This is a genomic window from Caecibacter sp. AF58-12pH5A, from assembly GCF_027681725.1.
GTDB lineage: Bacteria > Bacillota > Negativicutes > Veillonellales > Megasphaeraceae > Megasphaera > Megasphaera hominis.
The window spans coordinates 21777-47742 of sequence record NZ_JAQDBC010000020.1; the positions used below are offsets into that span (position 1 = coordinate 21777).

A 25966-nucleotide genomic window follows, 5' to 3' on the forward strand; every position below is an offset into this window, starting at 1 on the left:
TTTCTCATCAACGTGTAGTCCTAAGACGTGCCTTATTATATCCCTTTGTCCTCTTCCTTTCAACAAAAAAACCTGAAACAAGCATCGTGCTTCAGGTTTTTCGTATAGTCAGTTCTTATGTGTTTAGTACAAGCTTTGGTAAATGCCCAGTACTTTGTCATAATCGAGAGGCACGAAATTGTGCTTCATAAGGCGTCCCTGATTTTCCATGACCGATTTGGCGAAGACCGGCAATTCTTCTTCTTTGACGCCGTATTCGTGGAGAGCCTTCTTGGGCAGGATGACGTTGAGGAGCTTTTCCAGTTCTGTGTAGACGTGAGCCGGTTCGCAGCCTAAGATATCGGCAATGAAGCGATTGAGCTTGGCAATTTCCCCATCGGACTTGATAGACATGTAGCAGTTCATGACGCCCGTAAACATGGCGTAGTTCGATTCCCCATGCGGCACGTGATACGACGCACCCAGGGGATAGCTCATGGCGTGAACGGCAGCACAGCCTGGCACGCTAAAAGCAATACCGGCCCAGTTGCTGGCCATGAGGAAATCCTTCATAAGCGGCAGCCGTGCTTCCGGCCCATGGTCGCGAATCTGCAAATAGCCTTTCAAGATCCGTTCGATTGCCTGGTAGCTAAAGGTACGGAAGCTGGCCGTTCCATCAGGAGACAAGGCCGATTCTACAGCGTGCACGAGGGCATCGATAGAGCTCGTAGCAAAGACCTTCATAGGCAGCGTTTGGAGCAGCGACGGAATGAGCACCGCCTTGTCAGCATACAGCGCTTCATCGGCAATGCCCTTCTTCGTATGACGGCTAATGAGAGCCATGACAGACACGTTCGTCACTTCACTGCCCGTACCGCACGTCGTCGGCACGAGGATCAGCTCCTTCCCCTTCACCAGTTCGATGTTGCCATCGAAAAGATCCAGCACAGGACTCACCTGCTTCAGACAAAAAAGCTTGCACAAATCGAGGATCGTACCGCCGCCAATCCCGATAATACGCGTCACATCCTTAGGCATATCCCGGTAAATAGCCTCTGCCATCTCATCAGACGGTTCGCCGGCACCGTATTTTTCCTGGAACAATACATGGCACGGCAAATCAAGGCCTTTAAAATGGGGATCGTAAATATACTCATTCGTCACGATCAAATCATGTTCACCAATCTGTACATCTTCTACGAACTCCCGCACCGTATCATACGAATAGATAACCGGCTTCAACTGTAACTCAATCATTTCTAAGATCTCCTTTATATGAAATTGTACCGCTCACAAACCTCCCTAAGCCATAGTATAGCAACGTCCCAAAGGACATTCAAGGGAATATAGAGAAAAAAACAGGCTATTTGTGCAGTATGAATGGAATTTTCACAATGAGAAAGTGGAGATGAGATTTTTGTATGCTAAAGGAGATACGAAACTAAAAGCAGCTCCGGTCAGCGTGCAAGCTTCCGGAAAATCATTCCGGTTACAATAATTGAGTATGTACGTTACAAAATGCTGGGCAAATAACGTCGCCGCCGCTTCATTGTTTACCGTGCCAATAGTTTTGGCTGCCGTGACAATATCAGCGACCGCAGTTTCCGCCGAAATATAAGCCACCGCGTTCACCTCCTTCTTTCGGGCAATAAAAAAGCACTCATTTCTGAGTGCTTTAACGCGTATTTCTAAAATTCAAAGCCACCATTCTTTTTTTCTTCTTCAATCATTTCAGCCCGTACTTCTTCAAACCGTTTTTTCCATTCCCCGTATAATTCTTTTGCCCAATCTGGGGCATTGTCTTTAACTTGACCTTTGTCGTTAAGATAGGGATAAATTTTATCATGAATTTCCCACCATTTTAATTCTTTTTCAGTCGACAATCTCATCTTTCAGCACCTCTATTTTTTTCTTGATGTAATCGACTACCATATTCTCCTCAGAATTTCTAATAGTAAAAACCTCTGCCATTAATTCATCTATTTTTTTAAGAATTGACAACAATTATAGGCATACTTTCCAACAAGATGTACTACCTCTTCATCCCAAAAAACTTTACTAGGGCAGAAGTAACGTTTAATTTCTTCTTCAAATTCTTCTTTAACTACATTGTAGCTTGTATTTCTTTTGCGTGCAACCTGTTCGAGAATGGTTTGATAATAATGATGGCCAATTTCATGCAGATAGGGGGATTCAATAGAGGTGTTAGCAAAAAGGCCTTTTTCCTTATTTAAATAGGCTAGAATGGAATTTTTAGTTTTATAATGTGCATTGATGAAAATGTTACCTGTTGACCGATCGTGAGCACCGATTACGTCTGGTTTAAAATTATACTTTCCAAAATCAATAACATAAAAATCCGGTAAAATAAGGTCTTCCGGTAAGTCTGCACTAATACTTCGCAATACTGTTTCACATAGTTTAACAGCCATGTCGTGCCAATGGTTTTGGCTGCCGTGACAATATCAGCAACCGCAGTTTCAGCCGAAATGTAAGCCACCGCGCTCACCTCCTTCTTTCAGGCAATAAAAAAGCACTCATTTCTGAGTGCTTAACGCATATTTCTAAAATTCAAAGCCACCATTCTTTTTTTCTTCTTCATCCATTTCTTCACGCATTTCTTGTAACCGTTTTTTCCATTCACCATAAAGTTCTCTGGCCCAATCCGGCGCATCTTCTTTTAACTGTTCATTTCCATTGAGATAATCTCTGATTTTTTCGTCAATTTCTCTCCATCTCAATTGTTTTTCAGTCGGTAATTTCATTTTTAAGCTCCCCTATTTTCCTCTTAATATAGTCAACTACCATATTATCTACAGAATTTCTAATTGTAAAAGCTTCCGCCATTAATTCATCTAGTCCATTATTCCCTGTGCAATAATCATAAGCATATTTTCCGACAAAAACCACCTGCATGGCTGCAAGTCGTCTGTCACGATTTCGTTCAGGTTTCCTCTTTATCTTCAAATGGGGCATCATTTTTTATTCTAGCAAGATATATTACCATCTCTCCCGGCGTATTAGCCCAGCCATGTTCAATAGCGTATAGAAGTTCTTCGGCCTCGTCTTCCGTGTCAATAAGTCCCATAATATCATTCAGCCATTTTTCATCGTCCCTATAGGTTTTCAGCGTTTTTCTCAGCTCATCCCGATACAGTGTATTTCTCTTTTCTGCATCGTCAATCGTTTCGCGTTGTATGCTCTCCTTTTCTGCCAAGGCCCAAGCATAATCAACAATATCAGCCGGACTTTTGCAATACTTCGTTTCAATAGCATCTATGAGGTTTTGTCTATCCTCTTTTTTTCTTATCAATAGCGGCATTGCTTGAATGGTAGATTCTTCATTATGGAGTGGACCCCTGATCAGATTTTTAAATACTTCATCATCCATCAGATCTGCGTTCATAATTATTCTACCTTTCTTCCTTGTTTATAGGCCTCTCTGGCTTCGTTCAAACTCATTTTGTTCGCGCCTCCCTTATAATCCGGCATGTCATTTTGTACACCATCATTTTCCCAACCGCAAACAGGGCATATGTCGAAATCGTTGGTGAACTCAAAATAATATTGCTTGCATACGGGGCATACTAATTCTTCAGCTCTATCTTTTTCCATCTTTGCATTTCCTTTTTAGTTAAACCGCCACATTATATCTCTTTCAGTTTTCTTCTTCGTCTACAAATGGGGCGTTTTTCTTGATGCTTACAAGATATCTTACAATATCCCCAGGCGTTTTAGCCCAGCCGTGTTTAATAGCATATAGAAGTTCTTCACAAACATCTTCTGTATCCGCAACACCGACAACATTATCCAGCCATTCTTCATTATCCCGATAGGTTTTCAGCGTTTTTCTCAGCTCATCCCGATACATGATATCCCTCTTTTCTATTCTATGGGTTTCCCATTTTTATAGGCTTCTCTGGCTTCGTTCAAACTCATATCATTGCCACAATTCTTTAAATCCGGTTTATCCCGTTGCACAACATCATTTGTCCAGCCGCAAACAGGACAGACATCATAATCGGCAAAACATTCAAAGTAATGCTTCTTACATACGGGACATAGCTTTTCTATATCTTTATCTTTTTCCATGATGCTGATTCTCCTATATTTAACTGTCATTTTCGTCTACAAATGGCGCATCATCACTAATTAGCCATGCATAGTGTATAAGCTCTGCCGATATTTTGACATACCCAACTTCAACAGCGTTAATTAGCTCTCTCCGTTGTTCGTCATCTTTCAGGAGTAAAGCAATGCCCTGCACTGTTTCATCGTCGTCCGGGATGTATTCTTTTAAGAATGCTGTGAATTTCGCAGTTTCCACGGTGCAGCTCCTCCTTTATCTTTTCAAATGATTAGCGAACTATGGGAATCAAAAAGGAAAAATATAAAAATATCCGGACCGTCACATGGACAGTCCGGATGCTTTTTTGGTTGGTGGGCCTACTTGGATTCGAACCAAGGACCAACCGGTTATGAGCCGGGGGCTCTACCGCTGAGCTATAGGCCCAAAGAGTGAAGCCCCTAAGGACTTCACCAAAATATTATAATACGCTTTGTGGTTCAGCGTCAAGGAAAATCTTATCTATCAAAGGAAATCCTTAATCTTTTCGCGCTTGCCCCAGTTGCGGAGCTTGCTCAGGGCTTTGCCTTCGATCTGGCGGATACGTTCACGTGTGACGTTGAAGTACTGGCCTACTTCTTCGAGGGTGCGGGGACGGCCGTCTTTGAGGCCGAAGCGCAGGTAGAGGACTTTCCGTTCGCGGTCGGTGAGACAGGAGAATACGTCTTCGATCTGTTCCTTCAACAGGATGAACGAGGCCGCATCGTCCGGTGCAATGGCTTCCTGGTCTTCGATGAAGTCACCGAGGTGGGAGTCTTCTTCTTCGCCGATTGGTGTTTCCAGTGATACCGGTTCCTGGGCTATTTTCATGATTTCCCGGACGCGGTCGACAGAAATGTCCATTTTTTCTGCGATTTCTTCCGGCAAGGGTTCACGCCCTTTATCCTGCAGGAGCTGACGGGAAATACGGATGAGTTTGTTGATCGTTTCGACCATGTGTACAGGAATACGGATGGTTCTGGCCTGGTCGGCAATAGCACGGGTAATAGCCTGACGGATCCACCACGTAGCGTACGTACTGAACTTGTAGCCCTTGCTGTAGTCGAATTTGTCGACAGCCTTGAGGAGGCCCAGGTTGCCTTCCTGAATGAGGTCGAGGAAAAGCATGCCGCGGCCGACGTAGCGTTTGGCAATGCTGACGACGAGACGCAGGTTGGCATCGGTCAGTTTCTTCTTGGCAACTGTGCCGGCTTTCTTTTCTTCTTCTGTCGCATCGGCGGCGTTGCCCCGTTCGATAGCCTTAGCCAGCTTGATTTCTTCTTCTGCCGAAAGGAGAGGTACACGGCCGATTTCCTTGAGGTACATACGGACAGGATCGTCGATATTGACGCCCTCAGGAACGCTCAAATCCATGTGGATTGTTTCCTTCGTGTCATCGTCGTCGTCACCATCGTCGCCAGTGTTGACGTCGTCTTCAGCGAGGATATCGATGCCCTTTTCCGCAAAGACTTCATACATGCGGTCCATCTGGTCGGCATTCAATTCGTCTTCTTCCATGACATTCATGATTTCTGTATACGTCAGGCTGCCTTTTTTCTGGCCCGTCTTGATCAGCTGCTGAATGTGCTGGAGCGCTATTTCCTGGCGTTCCTTTTCACTCAGCTGATTTTCCACCTTTTTCGTCTTGCTCGAGCGGGATGTTTTCTTGGTCTTCTTTTTTGTTACCTTGTTTTCGTCTTTCGTAGTTGCCATGTATTACAGGCTCCTTTCCTTGATGATCAAGCCCAACGTTTCATTTCATTTTGTATTTTCTTGCACATTGCCAGTGTTTCGACCAGCCTGGGGTCATTCTGCTGGCCATACGCAGCGGCACGTGCACTGTATTCCTTATATTGCTGTTGCAGCTCTGCCAAACGGAAGCGTTTGACGTAATCCGTAATGACCGCTTCGCTCATAGGCACTTCGGGAAGCACCATGATGCGGGCCAGTTCGCCACTTTCTTCCTGTGTCAGGAGCGGCTGGAGATCGGCCAGGGTGTAGGTTCCTTGTGTTGCCTGCAGCTCCAGGATTTTTTCAAAAATACCGGACCGGGCAGTACTCGTGAAAAACTTCGGTACGACGAGTTCACGCATGCGCGCACAGGCCTCCGGTTTTTCTACGAGAAAGCGCAAAATATTTTCTTCCGATACGGCATTCTTGCCCTTGCCGCGGACGGCGGCGTTTTCCTGATAGACAGAACGGGAAATGACAACTTGCTGCTGCCGCGTTTCCGGATGGGCTGTGACGTACTTGTTGAATTCGTTGCGCACAGCATTTTCATCTACCTGCAGCTTGGCGGCAATCTTTTTCATAAACGTTTCGAGGACGATGCGGTTGTCTTCCTGTGCAAGGACCGGAATGAGCATGGCCACAATATCGGCCTTCCCGTCCAGGGTCGTATCGTCGTATTGCTTGAGCGCCGTCATGAGCATGTAATCCAGGACATTTGGCGCATTTTCAATGGCTTCGCGCAATTTTTCCGGACCGGCCGTATTGATGTATTCATCCGGATCCTTCCCTTGCGGCAGCGTAACGACGCGTACGTGCAGGCCCAGGCCGCGGACGATTTCCATGGCCCGGAGCGTTGCCTGGCGGCCGGCCGTATCCATATCGTAGGACAAGACCAGCTCTTTTGCCTGGCGCTGCAGGAGCCGTGCCTGCTCTTCCGTAAAGGCCGTGCCCAAGGAGGCGACGACATTACAGATGCCCCGGTTGTGTGCCGATATGACGTCCATATAGCCTTCCACCAGAATGGCCCTGCCTTCGTCAAAGATGGCCTTGTGGGCCTTGTCCATGGCAAAGAGGAGGTGACGCTTATTGAAAATCAGCGTTTCCGGGGAATTCAAATATTTCGGTTTACTGTCATCGAGCACACGGCCGCCAAAGCCGACGATACGGCCGCGGCCATCGCGTATGGGGAACATAACGCGGTTGCGGAAGGCATCGTAATAGTGGCCGTTTTTTTCCTTGGCCAGGCCGACTTCCAGGAGCTCCTGGCCCGTGACGCCTTTCTTTTCAAAGGCCCGGGTCAGCTTGTCCCAGCTATCCGGTGCAAAGCCCAATTTGAACGAATGAATCGTCTCGTTCGTCAAATGGCGCCGGTGAAAATAGGCCAGTCCCGGTTCGCCATAGCGGGTCTTGACGAGACAGTTATGGAAGAAATTGCCTGCCATTTCGTTGATCTCGTACAAGCGGTCCCTTTTGTTGTCGCGTGCCATGTCTTCTGCCGACTTTTCCACTTCCGGCAAGGGAATGTGGGCCCGTTCGGCCAGGCGTTCTACAGCCTCGCTGAAGGAAATGTTCTCCCTGGCCATGACGAACTGGAAGACGTCGCCGTGGGCGTGACAGCCAAAGCAGTAATAGAAGCCTTTGTCCGAGGCGACGCTGAAGGAAGCCGTCTTTTCATTATGGAACGGGCAGCAAGCCCAGAAGTTACGGCCCCTCCGCTTGAGGGATACGTAATCCGATATGACGCTGACGATATCGTTTGCCTGGCGTACCTGTTCTATAAATTCACTGGTAAACCTCATATAGTACATCACCTGCAAAAAGAGTCTTCAACATAGCGCATGGTAGCATGCGATCTGGGCGTAGGCGTTTCTTATATACCCATAATAATAGTATTCCATAAAAATTCTCAAATTCCTTTTTTTAGGTAATTTTTCTAACAAAACCTGAATAGTTCTGTCTTTTTATTGATTTTACGAGCCACTTTCGCTACAATAAAGATATCCTATTAACAGCTTGTGTTAATAGGCCTGGCAGCCTAAGCCGCTGCAGGCATCCCTGTGTAAGGAGTTTATTAGAATATGATTCAATTTACTGTAGGCCCGTTGCAAAAGAAGACGTCCCTCCTTGGCGCATTGCGCCATTTCGGTGTATCGTCGACCCTGCGGCGGCGCATCAAGCACAGCGGTGTCTGTAAAATCAACGGCCATGACGCGACGACAAAGGATTTTGTCGTCGAAGGCGATCGCGTCGAAGTTACACTGCCAGAAAAAAACAGCTTCACCCCTGAGGCGATTCCCTTGACAATAGCCTATGAAGATGATTATATCATAGTTGTCAATAAGCCTGCAGGATTACTTATGCACCCTACGTCCGGCGCCCATACGGGTACCCTGGCAAATGCCCTGGCCTGGTACTATGAAAAAACAGGCCAAAGCTGTGCCTATCACCCCATGCACCGCCTGGACCGCAACACGTCCGGCCTCTGCCTCATTGCCAAGCAGCCGCAAATCCAGTACGCCTTCAGCCGCCAGGACCTGGCGTACCACCGTTTTTACGCAGCCCTTTGCGAAGGCGTCTTTCCGGCACCGCTGGTAACCATGCACTGGCCGATCGAACGCCTGCCGGGCAGTATTATTCAGCGCCGTACAGGCGTAGCCGGCAAGGCGGCCCATACGGATATCCGCCGGCTCGCAGCCTGCGCCGACTACAGCCTGCTCGAAATGGTGCTCCATACAGGCCGGACCCATCAGATCCGCGTCCACTGCGCCAGCCTGGGCCATCCCCTCGTAGGCGATGATCTCTACGGCGGTTCACGGCGCTTTATGGAACGCCAGGCCCTGCATGCCTTCCGCGTGCAGTTTATCCATCCCGTAACGGGAAACTATATTACAGTTAATTCCCCACTGCCGGCAGATATGCAAGCCCTTGTCCGCCGGGCTGGCTGGGATTATAACGGAGATTCTGTTTGAACGTCCGACTCGTCTCCTATATTTCACACAACGTTGAAGGAGGAAACACACATGTCATTAGTTACTACCACAGAAATGTTCAAAAAGGCCTATGAAGGCCACTACGCTATTGGTGCCTTTAATATCAATAATATGGAAATCGTACAGGCACTGGCTGATGCCGCTTCCGATTTGAGCTCCCCTATGATTTTGCAGGCTTCTGCCGGCGCTAGAAAATATGCCAAACCGAGCTATTTAAAACACCTCCTGGCCGCAGCCCTGGAAGACCATCCGGAACTGACTGTTGCCCTCCACCTCGACCACGGTGCCGATTTTGAAACCTGCAAGGATTGCATCGACGGCGGTTTCACATCGGTCATGATTGATGGTTCCAAATATGCTTTTGAAGAAAACATTGCCCTTACAAAGAAGGTCGTTGAATACGCGCACGCCCACGGCGTCGTCGTAGAAGGCGAATTAGGCCAGCTCGCCGGCATTGAAGACGAAGTCAAAGTCGCTGCCCACGAAGCTTCCTATACACGTCCGGAAGAAGTAGAAGAATTCGTTACCCGTACGGGTGTCGATTCCCTGGCTATTGCCATCGGCACGAGCCACGGTGCTTACAAATTCACACCGGCCCAGTGCACACGGAACGAACAGGGCGTTCTCGTACCGCCGACACTGCGTTTCGATATTCTCGAAGAAGTAGCCAAACGCCTGCCGGGCTTCCCGATCGTTCTCCACGGCGCTTCCTCCGTCGTTCCTGAATACGTCAAGATCATCAACGCCAACGGCGGCAACCTGGCTGACGCCATCGGTATTCCGGAAGACCAGCTCCGCAAGGCTGCTTCCATGGCCGTTTGCAAGATCAACATCGACTCCGATATCCGCCTGGCTATGACCGCCGGTATCCGCCAGCACATGGCCCAGCATCCGGAACACTTCGATCCGCGCCAGTACCTGACAGATGCCCGTCAGAACGTATACAACCTGGCCTCCCACAAGATCAAAGACGTACTCGGCTCTGATCACAAGGCCTAAAAGTTAGGAATTTTATCTATCTCTATTGCTTTTTAAGAGGGAGTATGGTAAAATTTCTTCTAGTGTTCTTGTAAATTAGGGAGGTGAACCAATTGCCGCAAATTAAATCCAATATCAAAACGATGGAAAAAGATGCAGCTCGTCATGCAGCAAATTCTCGCGTAAAATCTTCGGTTCATACAGCAATCCGCCGTACGACTGAAGCTATCGCCACAGGTGATGCTGAAGCTGTAAAAAAAGCATTTGATAAAGCCAGCAGCGTTATCGACAGCGCTGCCCAGAAGGGCGTTCTCCATAAAAATACTGCAGCCCGTAAGAAATCTCGTCTGGCTGCTAAAGTAAATGAACTGGAAAAATAATCGGAATGCTGACAAGCTCCACTAATTTAGTGGGGCTTGTTTTACGTATACGGCTATTTTCCCAAATCTAACCACAGGAGGTTCTCTACATGCCTACGAGCAAGCAAATACGTCATTTTCTCGTTCTCTTCTTTCCCCTGCTTTTGACGCAGATTGCCCAAATCGGCACGACGGTCTTTTCCAGCATCTTCAGCGGCCAGGCCAGTACCGTCGATTTGGCCGGCGTTGCCGTCGGCAGTAACATCTGGTACCCTGTCTTTGCCGGCATGTGCGGCATCTTCTTTGGCATTTCGCCTATCATTTCCCAGCTCCGGGGCGCGCAAAAATACGACGAAATCCCGAGCTATATCCAGCAGAGCCTCTACGTATCGATCTTTACGGCCCTGGTCATGCTGGCTCTGGGCTGGCTCTGTCTCGATCCCTTCCTGTCCATTATGGGCTTGGAGCCGCAGGTCTACGCCATTGCCAAGGAATACCTCTTTGCCATGGCCTTAGGGATTTTCCCTATGTTCATGCAGGCCACGCTCCGCTACGTAACAGACGCCCACGGCCTGACGCACGTATCCATGGCCATTCTCTTCGTCAACCTGGCCATTACGGTCGCCCTCTTCCGCCTCTTCGTCTTTGGCGGCCTGGGCATTGCCCCCATGGGCGGCGTCGGCACAGGCTACGCCATCACCATTGCCGCATGGATTACGTTCTTCATTTTTGTGCTCCTCTATCAGTTCGGCAAGCCCTTCCGGGCCTACCACGTGTGGCGCACGCTCCGCGGTCCTGACTGGCCCTTTATTTACGACCAGCTGCGCATTGGCATCCCCATTTTCATCGCTGTCTTTTGCGAAACGAGTCTCTTCTCCATCGTCGGCCTCCTCATGGCCGAATTCGGCACGCTTTATTTGGCCGCCAACCAGGCAGCCATCAGCTACGCCACCTTGGTCTACGTCTTCCCGTGGAGCATCAGCCTCGCTTCGACCATCGTCATCGGCTACGAGGTAGGCGCCAAAAACGGGCACGCTGCGCGGCAGTACGCCGTCATCACGCAGGCTACAGCCTTTATTATCGTCCTCTTTACGGCTTTCATTACGTATACCTTCCTGACGCCCATTAGCGGCCTCTTCACCAAGGATCCCCAGGCCCTGGAAACGATCCGTTACTTCATCGCCCTGGCCCTCATCTTTTCCTTCTGCGATGCTGCCGGCACGCCCGTCCAGGGCATCCTGCGCGGCTACAAGGATGTACGCGTCATCACCGTCGTCGCCTTTACGACGTACTGGATCATTGCCGTACCTATGGGCTACGCTGCAGCCCACCTCACGCCGTACGGGCCTTTTGGCTACTGGTACGCCCTGATCATCGCCCTGGGCATCAACGCCATAGCTCTCAACACACGCCTTTGGAAAAAGACAGCCTGGACACTATAAGGTGTATACAAAGCGTACTATTTTGGTGTAGAATAAGAGCATATAGAAAGGATGATGTTTATGACAATTGAACCAACCATTGCAAAATTACTTCCCGGGTACGCCCAGGTATTATTAAAAAAAGGGATTAACCTCCAAAAAGGCCAGATTCTGGTCATTGCCGCACCGGTAGAAGCCAGCGATTTCGTAACCATCCTCAGCAAAGCAGCCTATGAAAACGGCGCCGACCAGGTCGTCGTCAATTGGCGCAGTGATGATCTGGCACGGCTCCGCTACGAACACGAAAAGATGGAAAATTTCACGTCTCTCCCGGACTGGCGCCGTGATTTCAGCCTCTATTACTATCGTAAAGGCGCAGCCTTCCTGAGCCTCATCGCTGCCAACCCGTACCTCATGGACGGCATCGATACGAAGAAAATCTTTGCCTGGCAAAAGGCCTCCAACGAAGCCCTGAAGGAATACGTAAACGGCGTCATGGCGTCAAAAACGACATGGCTCGTCGCGTCTGTCCCGAGCCTCGTCTGGGCCCGCATCCTCTATCCGGACCAGAATGATGAAGACGCCTACAATTCCTTGTGGCGCCAGATTCTCGCCTCGTCCCGTGCCGACGGTGCCGATCCATTGGCCGACTGGGACCAACACTTGGCCAACCTCAAGAAGCGCCGTGACTGGCTGACAAAAGAACATTTCGCCAAGCTCCACTACACGAACAGCAAGGGCACTGACCTGACCATTACCCTGCCGGCCCGTCATATTTGGCAGGGCGGCGCTGAAGAAACGACATCCCACATTCTCTTCAACGCCAATATTCCGACGGAAGAGGTCTATACGGCACCGCAGGCCGACGGCGTAGACGGCATCGTCTATAATGCCAAGCCCTTGGTCTACAACGGCAACGTTATCGACGATTTCTGCCTGACCTTCAAAAACGGCCACGTCACAGATATTCACGCCGGCCAGGGTGAAGACGTGCTGAAGCAGCTCATCAGCGTCGACGAAAACGCCGGCCGCTTGGGCGAAGTAGCCCTCATTCCCTACCATTCGCCTATTTCCCTGTCGAATATCCTCTTTTATGAAACCCTCTTTGACGAAAACGCGTCGTGCCACCTGGCACTGGGCAAAGCCTATCCGACGTGCCTCGCCGGCGGTCCTGACATGGACGACGACGCCTTGCAGGCAAACGGCCTGAACGAATCGGTCATTCACGTTGATTTCATGGTCGGCACAGACGACCTGTCCATTACGGGCATCAAAGCAGACGGCACAGAGGTTCCCGTTTTCCGTAACGGCGACTGGGCCTGATCCCTTATAATATAGTATATATAGAAATGCGCTCCCAAAGCACCAGACCGGTGCTGCGAGAGCGCATTTTTTTAGGTTCCGCTGTAACGGAAGCATTCCTTCGTATGTGAGTTGATGACCCCTACGGCCTGCAAATAGGCGTAGATGATGGTCGTGCCGACAAATTTCATGCCTCGCCGGCGCAGATCTGCCGAAATGGCATCGGACAGGTCCGAATGGGTCTTGTCTGTTTCGTAGCGTATCTGGCCGCCGGTCCAATGCCACAGGTACGCACTAAAACTGCCCCATTCCTTTTGTATGCCCAGGAAAATAGCCGCGTTGCTTACAGCTGCCTTGATTTTCAGCTTATTGCGGATAATACCCGGGTTTTGCCGCAGCTCTTCACATTTGGCCGCATCATACTGGCTGATCTTTACGGCATCGAAATGATCGAAGGCGGCTGCAAAGGCGTCGCGTTTGTTGAGGACGCATTCCCACGATAAACCGGCTTGAAAACTTTCCAAGATGAGCATGGCAAAGAGTACGCCGTCGTCGTGAACCGGTACGCCCCATTCTTCATCGTGATAATGGATGTACGCAGCGTTACGGGGATTACACCAGGCACAGCGCTGCTTGCCATCCGGCCAGGACGTCGTCATTATTCTGCGTCAAACATCGGCAACGGTGCCAAATAGATAATATCGTCGCGGTCGATGGCATCGCCTTCAGCCAGGATAGCCGCCTGGGCAATAACCTTTGCACCGGCTTTTTCGGCCAGCGCTACGAGGGCCTTCATGGAGCCGCCCGTGCTGATGACGTCGTCGACGAGGAGGACGTTTTTGCCCTTCATTTTGGCTACGTCGTCTGCCGATAAATACAGACGCTGTTTGCCTGCCGTCGTAATCGATTCGTCTTCTACCCAGATGGGATCATCCATATAGGCTTTGACGGATTTACGGGCAACAATGTAGTTATTGCGGTCGCTGAGACGGGTCATTTCATGAGCCAAGGGAATGCCCTTCGTTTCTGCCGTCATAATAATATCTGTACCGGCAGGAATCTTTTCAGCCAAGGCCTTTGCCGAAGCCGTGACGATTTCTACGTCACCGAGAATGACGAAGCCGGCAATGGCCACCTTGTCATTCAGATTGATAACCGGCAGCTGGCGCGTACAGCCTGCTACCTGCAATTCATAATATCTCTTTGCCAATGTGTACACCTCACAGTAGGGTTTCCAAAAAATTCCACGCTATATTATACCGCGAAATAATGCGACTGGCAACAAAGAGGGGAAAAGGAACCTCCCGTCCCGCCGTTCCAGTTACTGCAGCCCTACAGGTAAAGACCTGCTTTTTACTGTATATCCGGCCGGTCTTCCCGGATAAAGCCATTCGATTTGCGCATGTCGAAGAGGCACTGAATAAAGCTGTCCATATAAGGCAGGAAGAGGTCCTTGTGCATCAGGGCCAACACCTCTTCCCGCGTGGCATAGCGGGCAGCCCGTACTTCGTCATCCTGAAGGCGCAGGGACTCGATAGGAACATCCTCGTTCAGGACGTAAATATCATCGAAGCCGTTGTTAAAGCGCAGCCGCATGAGCGGTGCCTGATGGGTCAAATCGACGTGAATACCCATTTCTTCCTTCGCCTCACGCATCGCTGCTACCTGGCTCGTTTCGCCGCTATGAACGTGGCCGGCAACGGTCACATCCCAGCAGCCGTCCAGTACATCGCCGGGCTTGCGCCGCTGCTGAATGAGGAGTTCTCCTTTAGAATTAAAGACGCACACGTGAACGATGAGGAAATACTGGCCCTGAGCCAGCTCTTCCTCGTGCTTGCGGTCAATGGTCTGTCCCGTCGGCCGGCCAGCGTAATCATATATATCTAAGCGTTCCATACCTTTTCCTTTCTGAGTCCTTGGTTCACTGTTTCTTCAAAAAATCCCGCAGGAGCCGCCGCAAAAGGACCGATGGCTTTTCATCGGCCCCTTCACAGTAGCGCTGCAAGGCACGCCAGTCCGTATCGTCCAAATACGTATCCACCTTGTGGCGTTTCTGCCTTGCTACGGCAATGCGCGTCTTGCGCTTAGGTTCTTCCTGCTTCTTTTCTTCCGGAAAAAAGTCCTGTATTTTACGGTGTGGCCGGTTGTCATCAAATTCCATCGATCTGTGCTCCTTCCTCTGGCAATGGCGGCACCAGGTCTGCCTCTTTCCATTCCGGCTGGCTTTGCCAAAAATCCAGTACCTGCCGGGCTTCGTCCCGTTCCTTATTCAAAAGCGCAATCTCTGTCTGCCCTTTATCATAGGCCATTTCCAGCTTCTTGCCGTTTTCTGTATTGTTTTCCTTTTCGTCTTCCAGGCAATCCTGCAGGACGATGACGTATTCGCACAGCTCATCACACGCATCGAGAATACGGTTGCACTGCCGTTTGAAATCGGCCCAAAGGGTGTAATACAATTCATGCAGCTCGTCTTCCCGGTCGGCCAAATCGTCCTTCATCTGGTCCAGGCGGTGGCCGCGACGGCTAAAATCAAAGACAGGCTTGCGGCCAAAGGCGCCGGAATGTTCATATTCCGCTTCGGCCTCGTAAATATCCCGTTCTTCCTGGACAATATCCGAAATCCCTTGGAAATAGGCATCCCGGCCGGTGAGCCAATCGAGCCAAAACTCCTCTGCTTCAATGGCCGTCTGTTCGTAATCGCCCAAGGTGTGGGCCAGACTGGCTGCATCCGGAATCTTGGCAAAGGCTGCCTGCCACGAGGAAAAATTGCGGATTCCCTGGACCAGACGGCCATAAAATTCGCCCAGCCGTTCAGGCTCTTCGATTTCCGGCTCCCGCACTTCGGCATACGTATCATCGTATTCCGTTTCCAAGGCATCGACAGTCTGCACAGCCTGACGCAAGGCAGCGCGGATACTGTCCAGGGCTTTAGCCCGCGTAGCCAATTTTTGCCGCGTATAGTCATGGCCGCTGAAATACTCTGCCTTTGCGTCCCGTTCCGTTTCTACCGTAAAGATACGCTGTTCCAGCTGGCGGCACACGCGCGGCACTTGCTGCCAAATGAGCTTCATCTGTTCCTGCGGCGCCAGGGATTCCTCATAGGCCAGCTGCCAAAAGAGCTTCGCTTCCCCTGTAAAATGGCGGCAATGGACGAGGCGGGATGCACTGTTTTTGAGACGTGTCGTCAGCCGGGCATAGTCATCGCCTGGTACGGGCTCGGCCACGGCCTCATAGCGGCGTATATCGTCCAGCACTTGATGCGTATCAGGCTGGGCCTGCTTTTCTATTTTCTTTTTGACCTCGTCCATGGTCTTTTTGAACCAGCTCATGGAATGCCTCCTGCGTATCGATTTTCGCTACTTATTATACCAAATTCACGCCGCCTGCGCCACAAAACAGGCATGTCCCGGCCCTATGGAGCAGCGCGGACACACAACCACAGAATATACTATTTTTTATTTCAATCTATTATGAAATAATCCTTTTTTGTTGCCAAAAAAAGCGTATAATAAAAATATATAGAAATCCCCGTTTCCGGGAAAAACCGAAGACGGGGAACACGTGAAGTATGCAGTTACAGGCTTTTTCCCGGTATGCGGAAAGAAATCAGAGCGTTTCGCCCCAGGCCAGAATACGATCGAGGGCCGGCGACCATTTACCGCACGGCAAATAGCCTGTCAGGCTGGCTCCGGCAATGCGGTACTGCTGTTGCAGCTCATGTAAGACAGACAAGAGCGTTTCAGCGGCTATGCCGCCATGCAGCGTCGCAGCCGGACTGGGAATTTCCTTGGCTTGCAACAGGGTTACGCCCAAATGTACATAGACATAGGTCTTGCCGGCCTGCTGCAGCGCGTCCGTACAGACTGCCAGCAGGGCGTCTGCCGTCGCCGGGAACGACCGGGGCGTAACGATTTGCGTGCCTTGGAGGCCCTGCTTATTGGCCAGACCGGCCCGGGCCGCCACGAGGTCACACGGCGTATGATCGAGCCAGAGAATGGCCAAATCACCATGACAGCGTTCGCTTGCCAAGAGGATACTGGCCAGATCGGCCGTGCTTTCGCCGCCAATGGTAAAGAAATGGTCTGCATGGTCGTTTTCCAAAACATCCAGCGCCGCCCGGTTTTGGGCCTGAATCGTTTCCGGACCATCGGCACGGTTGGCCGACGCTTCCGGTACGACGCAGAACGGCCGGTTTTGTAAGTATATGAGCTCGATTTCCCGGGCACCCTGGTAGAGCCGGTAATCGGCGCTGTGCTGCCACTGCGGATTGAGTAAGATTTCTGTTTCCATTGTAAATCGCTTCCTTTTATGTAAACCACAAGACTTTCTTGAAAGTCTTCCCTATAGTAGTACAAATGGTTAAGAAAGTCTATACCCTAAGTGCTATGCGGGGCCTTTTTGATCCCATGGAAAGTCATTATTTATTATTTTTCAAATTATTTTTTACATAGATTTTACATTTGTTTTACACGGCTATGACATGGCCATCATATGATATAAGATAGGCTACTGTGTAATAGCACATTTAGGAGGAATACAATCCATGTTCAGCATTAGCAACAAGCACGAAGAATTTTTTGATTACCTGATTACCAACGCCAACTCTTTTAAGCGCGGCGCTATCATTGCCTATGAAGCCATGAACGATCTGACGGTTCTGCCGGAGCGGATGAAAGAAATTACAGAGCTCGAGCACAACGCCGACAAGACCAATTTGGATGTCATGGTACAGCTGGCACGGATTTTCATCACGCCTATTGACCGGGAAGATTTTTACAATCTCACATGCAGCCTGGAAGAATGCATCGACAACCTGCACGGCTTCCTCATGCGCGTCGACATGTACCACATTGAAAAGACAACGCCGGCTGCTGTAGAAGGCACGAAGGTTCTCGTCGATATGGGCGATGAGCTCAATGCAATTTTCGAACTCCTCAAGAATATAGACAAAAATCAGGCAGAACTCATGCACCACGCCGAACGGCTGAACCGCATGGAAACGGAAGTGGACAAGATTTACCGTCAGGAAATGTCCCGCCTTTTCATGGGCGACGTTCCCCTCTTAGACGTTATGCGCTGGAAGGATATTATGAGCGCTATCGAAGAAACGTCGGATAAAGTCGAAGCACTGGGCAACCTCATCAAAGGAGTGATCATGAAGTATGCTTGATACGTCCCTGATTATTCTCGTCGTCGTCCTGGCCCTGGCCTTTGACTTCATCAACGGCTTCCACGACACGGCTAATGCCATTGCTACGTGCGTATCTACGCGCGCCATCCGGCCGGGCCTGGCAATTATCGGCACGGCCGTCCTCAACTTCCTTGGCGCCATGATCTCTACGGGCGTTGCCAAAACGATCGGTGGTGATATCGTCATCTCGGCGACCATGATCAACGAACTGATTATCATTGCCGGCCTGTGCGGCGCTATCGTCTGGAACCTCATTACGTGGTGGTTCGGTATGCCGTCCAGTTCCTCTCACGCCCTCATCGGTGGCATGATCGGTGCCGTCTGTATTTCCGTCGGCTTTACAGCCCTCAACGGCTGGGGGATCCTGAAAATCGTTGCCTCCCTCATCCTTTCCCCAATTACCGCAATCATCATGGGCTACATCATTATGAGCCTGCTCTTTTATATTTGCCGCAACTACAAGCCTGCAGCAGTCAACATGACGGCCAACCGGCTGCAGGTCGTTTCGGCAGCCCTCATGGCCTTCTCCCACGGCTCTAACGATGCCCAGAAGTCCATGGGTATCATCACCTTGGCTCTCCTTTCGGGCGGTTACATCGACAGCCTGGAAGTACCGACTATGATCAAGCTCCTCTGCGCCCTGGCAATGGCCCTGGGCACGAGCGTTGGCGGCTGGAAAATCATCCGCACCGTCGGTGGCAAGATTTTCAAAATGCATCCTATCCACGGCTTTGCAGCCGACCTCAACTCGGCAGTCGTTATCTTTAGTGCGACGCTCCTGCACCTGCCCGTTTCTACGACCCACGTCGTATCAGGCTCCATCATGGGCGTCGGCGCAGCCCAGCGCGTCAAGGCCGTACACTGGAACGTAGCCCAGCAGATGGTTTCCGCCTGGGTACTCACCATTCCCTGCACGGCTGTCATGGGGGCTATTGCTTACCTCATCATTACAAACGTGCTCTACGCAATCTTTTAACAGCAAAAACGGCGTATGTCCTCCCTTCGTTTGGGAACATACGCCGTTTTTTTGTTTTATTATAAAAGCTGGGGACGCGTGAAGAATCCCCTGTCTGCCCCTCTCTTAGATCAGACCCTGCACCTGCGGCAGGCCTCTACGCTAGCCCGCAGGTCAGCAAGAAAGGCCTCGGTCTCCGGATTATCCGAATGAGCCGCCAAGAGCCGTCCGTAATAGCCCTGGGCGTCAGCAATTTGCCGGCTCACCGGATACACCAGCTCAAAGTAGAGGCAGAGCATGCCCACGTAAAAGTCCATGAAGGTCTTTTTATACGCTGTCGGAATGGCCTGCTCCTGGCGCGCTTCTGCCAGGACGGCTGGCGAAAGGACCTGCTGGGCCGGCGCATTCCGTTCGTCGTCACTAAACGTGTGAATATCCGTTACGTGCTCGGCATAAACGCGGAAAATATCGATTTTGTCGGCATCCCGCAGGATCTGGCAAAAGAGGCGTTGCCGCGCCGTCAGGTCCGGCCGCAGACGATACACATTGTGCTGGCCAATGGCGACGCTGAGGAGGTCATCCTCGTCAGACGGTGTCAGGAAATCCCGGATGTGCCCCTCTTCAAAGAGATAGTGCACACCGTACCGGGCGTGGTCCATAGAGCGGTAATCAATAAACGTATCGTACTGGCGCAGCTGCTCAAAACGGCCTACATCGTGGAGGACGCCGAGACACCAGGCCAGGTCCTGATCTTCTGGGGGCAGGCCCAGGGACCGGGAAATACGCCGGCAGAGCACACTTACGCGCAACGAATGGCCATATTTGAGGCGCACAGCCGCATCAGCTGTATCAAAGGTGCCCACATAGGCAGCAAAGGCCTGGAGAACCTGCGTTTCATCGATTTCCATCGGCTTAGATGGTAAAGACAGAAGCCAGGTTTTGGAGCTGGCTTTCCTCTTTAATGATTTTGTACGAAGCATTGAGAACCATGGCGTTGCGGTAAATCTTGGCAACAGATTCGAGCGTTTCCATACGGTAAAAAGCCTGGGCCAGGGAATCACCTACAGCGCAGGCCCCATGGGACGCCATGAGAATGACATTTACCTGCTTCAAGGCCTGGGCACACTTTACGGCCAAATCGAGAGACCCCGGTTCCGCAAAAGGCACCGTCGTCACAGGACCGAGAAAATCCCGTCCCTCTGTAACGACATTACTGGGAAACGACTGGCCCGCTACAGACACAGCCGTCGCCGTCACAGGATGACAATGAACGATAGCCTTCACATCAGGCCGGGCCTTGTAAATTTCCAAATGAAGACTCGTTTCCGACGAAGCCTTGCCCTCACCCTTGAGAATATGGCCCTCCAAATCCATCCGCAGCAAATCCTGCGGCACGAGCTCGCCCTTAGGCACACCGGACGGCGTAATCACGATAGACCCGTCATCACGACGATAACTCAAATTCCCATCACAAGCCACCACCAAGCCGCTCTCCATCATCCGCCGGCCAATACGGCACAACTCTTTTTTAGAATCAATATGTCTCATTGGAATTCACTCTCTTTCGCACAAAAAGGAATATCTTTTCTCTCTACTCTCAGCTTACATATGTATCTGTTATTATTGTAGCCTAAAAAGACCCGAAATGACAATATGCAATCGCTGAAACCGGACCAGGAAAAATTTGACATAAGCTACAATTCATGATAAAATATCTGAGTATCCATGGAGCGGTATCGAAGTGGTCATAACGGGGCTGACTCGAAATCAGTTAGGCCGAAAGGTCTCGTGGGTTCGAATCCCACCCGCTCCGCCAAATCAAAAGCGCAGTCTTAAGCCATTTGTGGGCCTTAAGCTGCGCTTTTTTTGTTGGGGGGTTCAATCCACACATCCGTGAAGGATGTGACTGTCATACGCCTCAAGAACGATATTAACTACACCGGATTTCAATCCACACATCCGTGAAGGATGTGACCCAATGCTCGACCGCTTAAACTATACCGCGTACATTTCAATCCACACATCCGTGAAGGATGTGACCACGGATTGTGAAGCAGGCTGACGGAGAGCTGCAGATTTCAATCCACACATCCGTGAAGGATGTGACTATGTGGTCAGACAGGTTTATTCCTGCCCAATGTGAATTTCAATCCACACATCCGTGAAGGATGTGACAGCCTCAAAAAGAATACACATATTTGCTCAGCTCGCAGTCTATGTAGCGCGAACCGGTTCTTACCGAACTTAATTTTGTTCTCATCCTTGAGGCTTAACATGCTAAAAACCTGATCCTGGACGCATCGCGAAGCGGCCATACATTTTATGTTTGATTACACTTCGCGTTGTCGGGAATCTTTTCAAAGCAGACGTGAACTCCCCCCACTTAATGCTACTGCATTTGAAGTGGGAGCTTCTAGGATGTAATCTTACTTCCATTTAAGAAGGTTGGTATTTACGTTTCTACCTGTTATCTCAGGCAATCCTTATTCTTACGGGCGTGTCCACCGTCGCCCCTAGTGTATAGAGCCTCTAGGCTCACAACATTACTTTTACGCAGGATGTTCCATGCGCCATTTACATCGGCATTGAAACACCTTCCATTAGCAGTGCTGTATAGTCCGCGTTCTACACGTCTGCCGCTAAAGAAATGCGGTATGGTATCGTCTGCGCCATATACGGGAATATCATCTCTATCCCAAAAAGAGGCTTTACATGCATACTGTCTATATGTTCTATTATATCATATTGTATTTTAATCTTACAATTGTTATCTTATTCAAAAGAGGCATTCATTCCCCACCTATAGAGGATAGAGGTCTTCTGCCTAATTCCAATAAATCGTTATTTCTGATTAATAACGCCATCCATATATCCTAAAAATGGATCATAGTGTCTTGTCCATTGATAGACGCCTTTTGCAAGTTCTCGCAAGTTCCAAGGTTTTATTTTTGTAAGACGGATTGATACAGATTTTTTTTGTATTTCTCGCCAATTTCCTCTTCCCTGCAAGATTTCAAAAGCAAGTCTTTCATCTACAATGGCAGGTATTGTATCCGATTCTATGACTTTAAATTTCTGTTCCACCTCCTCATACGCTTGATTAGACTCTGCCTGTAACAGGTCTTTTATTTCTTTTATACCAAAACCATGGGAAAGTTCATCTTTTATCCCTTGCGTACTCAATTCTGCCGTAATCAGACGTCCTTCCCTGAAGTAGTTTTTCAAAACGCTACTGGCATCACGCAAAGATTCATTTCTCGTCAGCCGTGAGTCATCCATCATAGAAAAACTCCACATTTCCGCATTTGAATATAATCCATGACGATTAACCCGGCCTGCCGATTGTAGTAAAGAAAGCAAAGATGATAATTCCCGATACCCCGTACGAAAAGAAAGGTCTACGCCGGCCTCTACACAGGACGTTGCAACAAGCGTCCAATCTGTGTCGTTTTTATTTTGCAAGCGTTTTTTGATGCGCTTTATTGTAGTACTACGGTCTATCGGGGTCAAAGCTGTTGATACATGTTCTACTTTATCTCTACCGTATTTTTGACAAATCTCATTCGCTACTACGGCAGCCGTTTGTACTGTATTCATAATGAGTAATCGAGGTCCTGGCGCTTTCTGCGTCCATTGGATAAGTTCTTCACAGCGCAACGGTGTGTCGTGCCAACAAAATCTGATTCGATTCTGTTCATATTTCATAAGTTTGGTACGCAGTGACAGATCTACTAAGGTCTGAATATCCGGTTTTTCCAGCTCTATTCCTGGGAACACATCGTGTTCCCAGAACCGCACTAAAGAACCAGAAGCCATAACCCAATAACATCCCCACTCATTGGCAAGAGTATTCATCCACTGCCACCCTAAGGGTAACAGCTTAATAGGCAAAGCATTGTGTGATTCATCAACAAAAATCATGCTTCCCGGTAATTCGTGCAGTTTCCGCAAGGATGCAGGTTTGTTTGATGCCAGTGTTGTATAGAAGGCCACAGCCGTTGTAACAATGATGGGCGCACGCCATAAAGACGTAAGGTATCGGACTTCCGCATCATCAAACTCAGCCCGGCAATGCAATCCAACAACAACAGATTCAGGATTTTCTCCTGGCAGCACTAATGCCTTTCGGTAAACTTCAACTGACTGATCAATGATGCTGGTATAGGGCAAGACAACAATTATTCTTCGTGCATGTCTCAACTCTGCCTGTCGCAATAAATGTGCCATAACTGCAGTTGTTTTGCCAGACCCCACAGGACTATCACAGATAGAAAAGTTAGTCGTTATCGCTTTATTACGACACATTTCATACATGATTCGCCGCAAATTACTTCGTTCATCATCTCCACCCAGCCTTGCTACATAGCAGTCCAACGCGGCCAATCTTTCGTGAGCCAACAAAGCCGGCAGATTTTCAGCGTCATCGCCATGACCATAGGCTGCTGCTGTATCTGAGTGATCCGCATCAGCCAGACAGGAAAGCAGCATTCGCGTATATACATTGGGGTTCCCTTTATATCGCGAATCTTGTCCTATGTGTATAGTAGGCAGAACGGCATGATGTAGAGCAACTAATTGGGCCAGTGTAGCATCTGTATGTGCTCTCACAGATGGCTTTTCATCGCGAAAAAAAGACTTATCACGAATTCCCTCTTTAATCATATCTGGGAGGCCTCTATGGTGGGCATAAACCAGCAAGGCCGCCATAAGGTGCTGTGTAGCAACCAACTCCGCACTACCGGCATCTACATGATTAATGGGCAGATGCCGGCTTGTTTCTGCAGTATCTTGCAACACGTGTTGATTTTTCTGTTCCAATTTCCCCAAATCGTGCCAATAACTGCTGGCTAACACGATATTTTTGAGTTCTTCACTATCAGGATGGTACTCCCTTAACTCATCAACATAGTGACTGCTACGACGGAGCACACCCTGAATGTGAGCAGCATATGTTTGTGCCGGCCGGTTTCCTCTGGCACTATGGGCCAAATATTCCATCACCATTTTATCAAGTCCTTGCAACTTTCTACACGTTGTTTTAAGTCACAATGAAATTAGGCTTAGGATTCATCAAATCCTCGCAACTTTCCACACGTTGTTTCAATTTATCATCCAATTCGGTTGGGTCTTCATAGTCACTCCAAGCATGAGATGGTTCATTGGCATCCCCTTTCTTTTTCGGCGTCAGACTTTCAATCAGCAAATATTCTGGACAACTGCCCAGAATACTTTTATGTTCAATATACCAGGCGTGACGAATTCTGACATCCGGGCGGATGGCTGAGCGGCTCAAATCATATGCGTAGGGGATAAGCAGTTTCAGTAAATCAATATCTTCTTTTGTACAACCCGATTTTCTCGCATAATTGGGATTGACATAGAAAGGCATGCAATATACGCCATGTTCAACAATACGATATGCTAAAGGTGCCATGCCTGCATCTTTATCAGATTGTACACCTGATTTATTGGTATTCGTTTCCCGTAAGATTTCAATTGGGGCCAGAGATACACCCATGCCAAACTGCACAACACCCGTTTTGATAAAGCCTTTGTTTATATCTGCTTCCAAAAAGGTATTACCAAAAACGCGGGCATCCCAATACCTCTTAACAAATTCACTACCTAAAAATTCGTTTTCTTCGAACTCCTCCGTATTTTTTCCTAATTCTGTCTTAATTTTTTCACGATTCCGGCCACGTTGTTCCAAAACGCAGTAGTGTTCACTATTTTGGCTATACTTTTTGGGCAAAGCCTTAAAGAACTGCGAATCATGATCATCCACCAAATCACGCAATTTTCGTTTAAACGATACTGGGGATATTTCTCCACAACCATTCGGGCGTTGACGAGGGTCATTCTCCCGGTCCGGATCTCCATTGGGATTAGAATTTACGACCTCAATGACCAATAAGCCTGTTGCTCTTTTGATTTCATCATTCATGATTTTCTGCCTCCTTTATGTCTTCCGGCTTTTCATTTTTAGGAAATGCCGCCAAGTAGCCAATAAATAATTGCACTTTTTCAGAATCATTGAACCGAGTCTTATCGGTCCATACAGCATGTAATTGCGTCATAATTTTTTCGCACATTTTATAGAGCCAGGCTGCACGCCAGCTTTCTTTTCCTTTTTCTTGAATATTTTTGCTACGGTAACTGCGTGCCCACGTGTAATATGGCATGAGCCTTTTGCTTAATAAATTGAGTGTCCGCATCGGGGCTTCTGCAGCTTGTTGATACAAGCTACCTCCAATAAGCTGCGGCGGTACGTCGCCACCGCGGACAACCTGGCAATACAATACGTGTATTTCGTCCGCTGCCTTGAGTAGCTGGCCATAAAGATACGGTAAATTATCCATGTAGTACTCCTTTCTGATGCCACGCTGATAGAGCAGTAGCCCTATGAGTGCCATCATTTTTCTGATGTCATTCCATATCGGATTCTTCCAATCTTTCATGATGCTTTTCTGGCCCAATAGACCTGCTATGGTCACGCTACGTTGAGACATTATATGCAAATCTGTTGCCGTATCGCAGGTTTCATCGAGCAGCATAGTTAAGCCACGGAAAGCAGGAATAGTTCTTCCTTTTTTTTCAATGATCTCTCCATCTTGCTTCCAGACGCCATTTTCGATAGTCGCAATTTCTAGTGGAAATAAGGCTTTCATTCTTCCGAAGGAAAAGGATGGCACATTTTCCGTACAGCCAATAGTCCAGGTTTCGCTACGTTGTTCCAATATTTCCGCATCTGTTTGCCAGGTATACACTACTTTGGTACGGGCCTTATCAAGTTTACGCAGTACAAATAAGCGGATACCTTGTGCATGAGGATCTGTATCCGGGTTTCTTGTCTTTCTCAATTCATCGAGAAACAATCGTGCCTGCGTTGAAAAGGTTGGGAGTGTAAAATAGTTTGTGTAAATCGGTATTGCATGAATCTACTTTATGCCCCATA

The 25966-nt window shown here is 49.0% G+C and carries 31 protein-coding genes, 2 tRNA genes and 1 CRISPR repeat array; of the genes, 8 read left to right on the top strand and 25 right to left on the bottom strand.

Annotation, left to right across the window (positions count from 1 at the left end):
- Positions 1-123: 123 nt before the first annotated feature.
- From PGX44_RS09155 to dnaG, 14 genes are all read right to left on the bottom strand, one after another.
- On the bottom strand, positions 124-1236 hold the full coding sequence (locus tag PGX44_RS09155) for a 4-hydroxybutyrate dehydrogenase (protein WP_498855147.1): 1113 nt from the start codon (positions 1234-1236) through the stop codon (positions 124-126).
- A 132-nt stretch (positions 1237-1368) separates the two neighbouring features.
- Positions 1369-1602 carry a hypothetical protein gene (locus tag PGX44_RS09160; RefSeq protein WP_498855148.1) on the bottom strand — a complete coding sequence of 78 codons (234 nt, stop codon included), beginning with the start codon at positions 1600-1602 and terminating at the stop codon, positions 1369-1371.
- Positions 1603-1667: 65 nt separating this feature from the next.
- A complete protein-coding gene (locus tag PGX44_RS09165; RefSeq protein ID WP_498855149.1) occupies positions 1668-1868 on the bottom strand; it encodes a hypothetical protein in 201 nt (66 codons plus the stop codon).
- A 90-nt stretch (positions 1869-1958) separates the two neighbouring features.
- Complete coding sequence (locus PGX44_RS09170; RefSeq protein ID WP_498855150.1) at positions 1959-2411, bottom strand: hypothetical protein; 453 nt, start codon at positions 2409-2411, stop codon at positions 1959-1961.
- A gap of 132 nt (positions 2412-2543) precedes the next feature.
- Positions 2544-2744: a hypothetical protein gene (locus tag PGX44_RS09175; RefSeq protein WP_498855151.1), complete on the bottom strand. Its 201-nt coding sequence runs from the start codon at positions 2742-2744 to the stop codon at positions 2544-2546.
- Positions 2728-2958 carry a hypothetical protein gene (locus PGX44_RS09180; RefSeq protein WP_498855152.1) on the bottom strand — a complete coding sequence of 77 codons (231 nt, stop codon included), beginning with the start codon at positions 2956-2958 and terminating at the stop codon, positions 2728-2730. The genes PGX44_RS09175 and PGX44_RS09180 overlap by 17 nt, the downstream gene beginning before the upstream one ends.
- Positions 2924-3385 (bottom strand): hypothetical protein, encoded by a 462-nt coding sequence (locus tag PGX44_RS09185; RefSeq protein WP_498855153.1) that lies wholly within the window; start codon positions 3383-3385, stop codon positions 2924-2926. The genes PGX44_RS09180 and PGX44_RS09185 overlap by 35 nt, the downstream gene beginning before the upstream one ends.
- A gap of 2 nt (positions 3386-3387) precedes the next feature.
- Complete coding sequence (locus PGX44_RS09190) at positions 3388-3594, bottom strand: CPCC family cysteine-rich protein (RefSeq protein WP_498855154.1); 207 nt, start codon at positions 3592-3594, stop codon at positions 3388-3390.
- A gap of 43 nt (positions 3595-3637) precedes the next feature.
- Positions 3638-3850: a hypothetical protein gene (locus PGX44_RS09195; protein WP_498855155.1), complete on the bottom strand. Its 213-nt coding sequence runs from the start codon at positions 3848-3850 to the stop codon at positions 3638-3640.
- Positions 3851-3864: 14 nt separating this feature from the next.
- Positions 3865-4071, bottom strand: coding sequence for a CPCC family cysteine-rich protein (locus PGX44_RS09200; protein WP_498855156.1), 207 nt, complete (start codon positions 4069-4071; stop codon positions 3865-3867).
- A gap of 19 nt (positions 4072-4090) precedes the next feature.
- Positions 4091-4306, bottom strand: a complete 216-nt coding sequence (locus tag PGX44_RS09205) for a hypothetical protein (RefSeq protein ID WP_498855157.1) — start codon at positions 4304-4306, stop codon at positions 4091-4093.
- Positions 4307-4417: 111 nt separating this feature from the next.
- Positions 4418-4492 (bottom strand) — tRNA-Ile (locus tag PGX44_RS09210).
- A gap of 78 nt (positions 4493-4570) precedes the next feature.
- Positions 4571-5797 (bottom strand): RNA polymerase sigma factor RpoD, encoded by a 1227-nt coding sequence (gene rpoD, locus PGX44_RS09215; protein ID WP_498855158.1) that lies wholly within the window; start codon positions 5795-5797, stop codon positions 4571-4573.
- A gap of 26 nt (positions 5798-5823) precedes the next feature.
- Positions 5824-7614: a DNA primase gene (dnaG, locus tag PGX44_RS09220; protein ID WP_498855159.1), complete on the bottom strand. Its 1791-nt coding sequence runs from the start codon at positions 7612-7614 to the stop codon at positions 5824-5826.
- A gap of 279 nt (positions 7615-7893) precedes the next feature.
- Here dnaG and PGX44_RS09225 point away from each other — a divergent pair, with 279 nt between their 5' ends.
- The 5 genes from PGX44_RS09225 to PGX44_RS09245 all read left to right on the top strand — a co-directional run bounded on the left by PGX44_RS09225 (position 7894) and on the right by PGX44_RS09245 (position 12886).
- Positions 7894-8784 (top strand): RluA family pseudouridine synthase, encoded by an 891-nt coding sequence (locus PGX44_RS09225; RefSeq protein ID WP_498855160.1) that lies wholly within the window; start codon positions 7894-7896, stop codon positions 8782-8784.
- 51 nt (positions 8785-8835) lie between these two features.
- The gene (gene fba, locus PGX44_RS09230) at positions 8836-9804 is read left to right on the top strand and encodes a class II fructose-1,6-bisphosphate aldolase (protein WP_498855161.1); all 969 of its coding nucleotides are present in this window, start codon (positions 8836-8838) and stop codon (positions 9802-9804) included.
- Between the two features lie 92 nt (positions 9805-9896).
- Positions 9897-10163: a 30S ribosomal protein S20 gene (rpsT, locus tag PGX44_RS09235; protein WP_186504315.1), complete on the top strand. Its 267-nt coding sequence runs from the start codon at positions 9897-9899 to the stop codon at positions 10161-10163.
- An 89-nt stretch (positions 10164-10252) separates the two neighbouring features.
- Positions 10253-11584 carry an MATE family efflux transporter gene (locus PGX44_RS09240; protein WP_498855162.1) on the top strand — a complete coding sequence of 444 codons (1332 nt, stop codon included), beginning with the start codon at positions 10253-10255 and terminating at the stop codon, positions 11582-11584.
- A gap of 60 nt (positions 11585-11644) precedes the next feature.
- Positions 11645-12886 carry an aminopeptidase gene (locus PGX44_RS09245; protein WP_498855163.1) on the top strand — a complete coding sequence of 414 codons (1242 nt, stop codon included), beginning with the start codon at positions 11645-11647 and terminating at the stop codon, positions 12884-12886.
- Positions 12887-12957: 71 nt separating this feature from the next.
- Here the strand turns inward: PGX44_RS09245 and PGX44_RS09250 are convergent, their stop codons facing one another.
- From PGX44_RS09250 to PGX44_RS09275, 6 genes are all read right to left on the bottom strand, one after another.
- Positions 12958-13524, bottom strand: coding sequence for a DNA-3-methyladenine glycosylase I (locus PGX44_RS09250; protein ID WP_498855164.1), 567 nt, complete (start codon positions 13522-13524; stop codon positions 12958-12960).
- Positions 13524-14075 carry a phosphoribosyltransferase family protein gene (locus PGX44_RS09255; protein ID WP_498855165.1) on the bottom strand — a complete coding sequence of 184 codons (552 nt, stop codon included), beginning with the start codon at positions 14073-14075 and terminating at the stop codon, positions 13524-13526. Before PGX44_RS09255 ends, PGX44_RS09250 begins: the two co-directional genes overlap by 1 nt.
- 143 nt (positions 14076-14218) lie before the next feature.
- The gene (locus tag PGX44_RS09260; RefSeq protein WP_498855166.1) at positions 14219-14761 is read right to left on the bottom strand and encodes an NUDIX hydrolase; all 543 of its coding nucleotides are present in this window, start codon (positions 14759-14761) and stop codon (positions 14219-14221) included.
- A gap of 25 nt (positions 14762-14786) precedes the next feature.
- Positions 14787-15026 carry a hypothetical protein gene (locus PGX44_RS09265; protein WP_186504321.1) on the bottom strand — a complete coding sequence of 80 codons (240 nt, stop codon included), beginning with the start codon at positions 15024-15026 and terminating at the stop codon, positions 14787-14789.
- Positions 15016-16194, bottom strand: coding sequence for a hypothetical protein (locus PGX44_RS09270; protein WP_498855167.1), 1179 nt, complete (start codon positions 16192-16194; stop codon positions 15016-15018). Before PGX44_RS09270 ends, PGX44_RS09265 begins: the two co-directional genes overlap by 11 nt.
- 277 nt (positions 16195-16471) lie before the next feature.
- On the bottom strand, positions 16472-17155 hold the full coding sequence (locus tag PGX44_RS09275; RefSeq protein WP_186504323.1) for an arginase family protein: 684 nt from the start codon (positions 17153-17155) through the stop codon (positions 16472-16474).
- Between the two features lie 253 nt (positions 17156-17408).
- Between PGX44_RS09275 and PGX44_RS09280 the strand changes: the two genes are divergently transcribed.
- Both PGX44_RS09280 and PGX44_RS09285 read left to right on the top strand, forming a co-directional pair.
- Positions 17409-18035, top strand: a complete 627-nt coding sequence (locus tag PGX44_RS09280; protein ID WP_498855168.1) for a DUF47 domain-containing protein — start codon at positions 17409-17411, stop codon at positions 18033-18035.
- Entirely contained in the window at positions 18028-19032 is a 1005-nt protein-coding gene (locus PGX44_RS09285; RefSeq protein ID WP_498855169.1) for an inorganic phosphate transporter, read from the top strand. The genes PGX44_RS09280 and PGX44_RS09285 overlap by 8 nt, the downstream gene beginning before the upstream one ends.
- A gap of 110 nt (positions 19033-19142) precedes the next feature.
- On the opposite strand, the gene PGX44_RS09290 is transcribed toward PGX44_RS09285, so the two are convergent.
- Together PGX44_RS09290 and PGX44_RS09295 are read right to left on the bottom strand one after the other, a co-directional pair.
- Positions 19143-19919 (bottom strand): HD domain-containing protein, encoded by a 777-nt coding sequence (locus PGX44_RS09290; RefSeq protein ID WP_498855170.1) that lies wholly within the window; start codon positions 19917-19919, stop codon positions 19143-19145.
- Between the two features lie 4 nt (positions 19920-19923).
- Positions 19924-20559, bottom strand: a complete 636-nt coding sequence (locus PGX44_RS09295) for a class II aldolase/adducin family protein (protein ID WP_498855171.1) — start codon at positions 20557-20559, stop codon at positions 19924-19926.
- 179 nt (positions 20560-20738) lie between these two features.
- Between PGX44_RS09295 and PGX44_RS09300 the strand changes: the two genes are divergently transcribed.
- Positions 20739-20827, top strand: a tRNA-Ser gene (locus PGX44_RS09300).
- Between the two features lie 59 nt (positions 20828-20886).
- A CRISPR array of direct repeats spans positions 20887-21186; the repeat unit is 32 nt; unit sequence ATTTCAATCCACACATCCGTGAAGGATGTGAC.
- A 666-nt stretch (positions 21187-21852) separates the two neighbouring features.
- On the opposite strand, the gene PGX44_RS09305 is transcribed toward PGX44_RS09300, so the two are convergent.
- Genes PGX44_RS09305 through PGX44_RS09315 form a run of 3 tightly spaced genes read right to left on the bottom strand, consistent with a single transcriptional unit; the run spans position 21853 to position 25886 of the window.
- The gene (locus tag PGX44_RS09305; RefSeq protein ID WP_498855172.1) at positions 21853-24015 is read right to left on the bottom strand and encodes a DEAD/DEAH box helicase; all 2163 of its coding nucleotides are present in this window, start codon (positions 24013-24015) and stop codon (positions 21853-21855) included.
- A gap of 34 nt (positions 24016-24049) precedes the next feature.
- Positions 24050-24955 carry a type I CRISPR-associated protein Cas7 gene (locus PGX44_RS09310; RefSeq protein ID WP_498855173.1) on the bottom strand — a complete coding sequence of 302 codons (906 nt, stop codon included), beginning with the start codon at positions 24953-24955 and terminating at the stop codon, positions 24050-24052.
- Complete coding sequence (locus PGX44_RS09315; protein WP_498855174.1) at positions 24948-25886, bottom strand: hypothetical protein; 939 nt, start codon at positions 25884-25886, stop codon at positions 24948-24950. The genes PGX44_RS09310 and PGX44_RS09315 overlap by 8 nt, the downstream gene beginning before the upstream one ends.
- Positions 25887-25966: the final 80 nt, after the last annotated feature.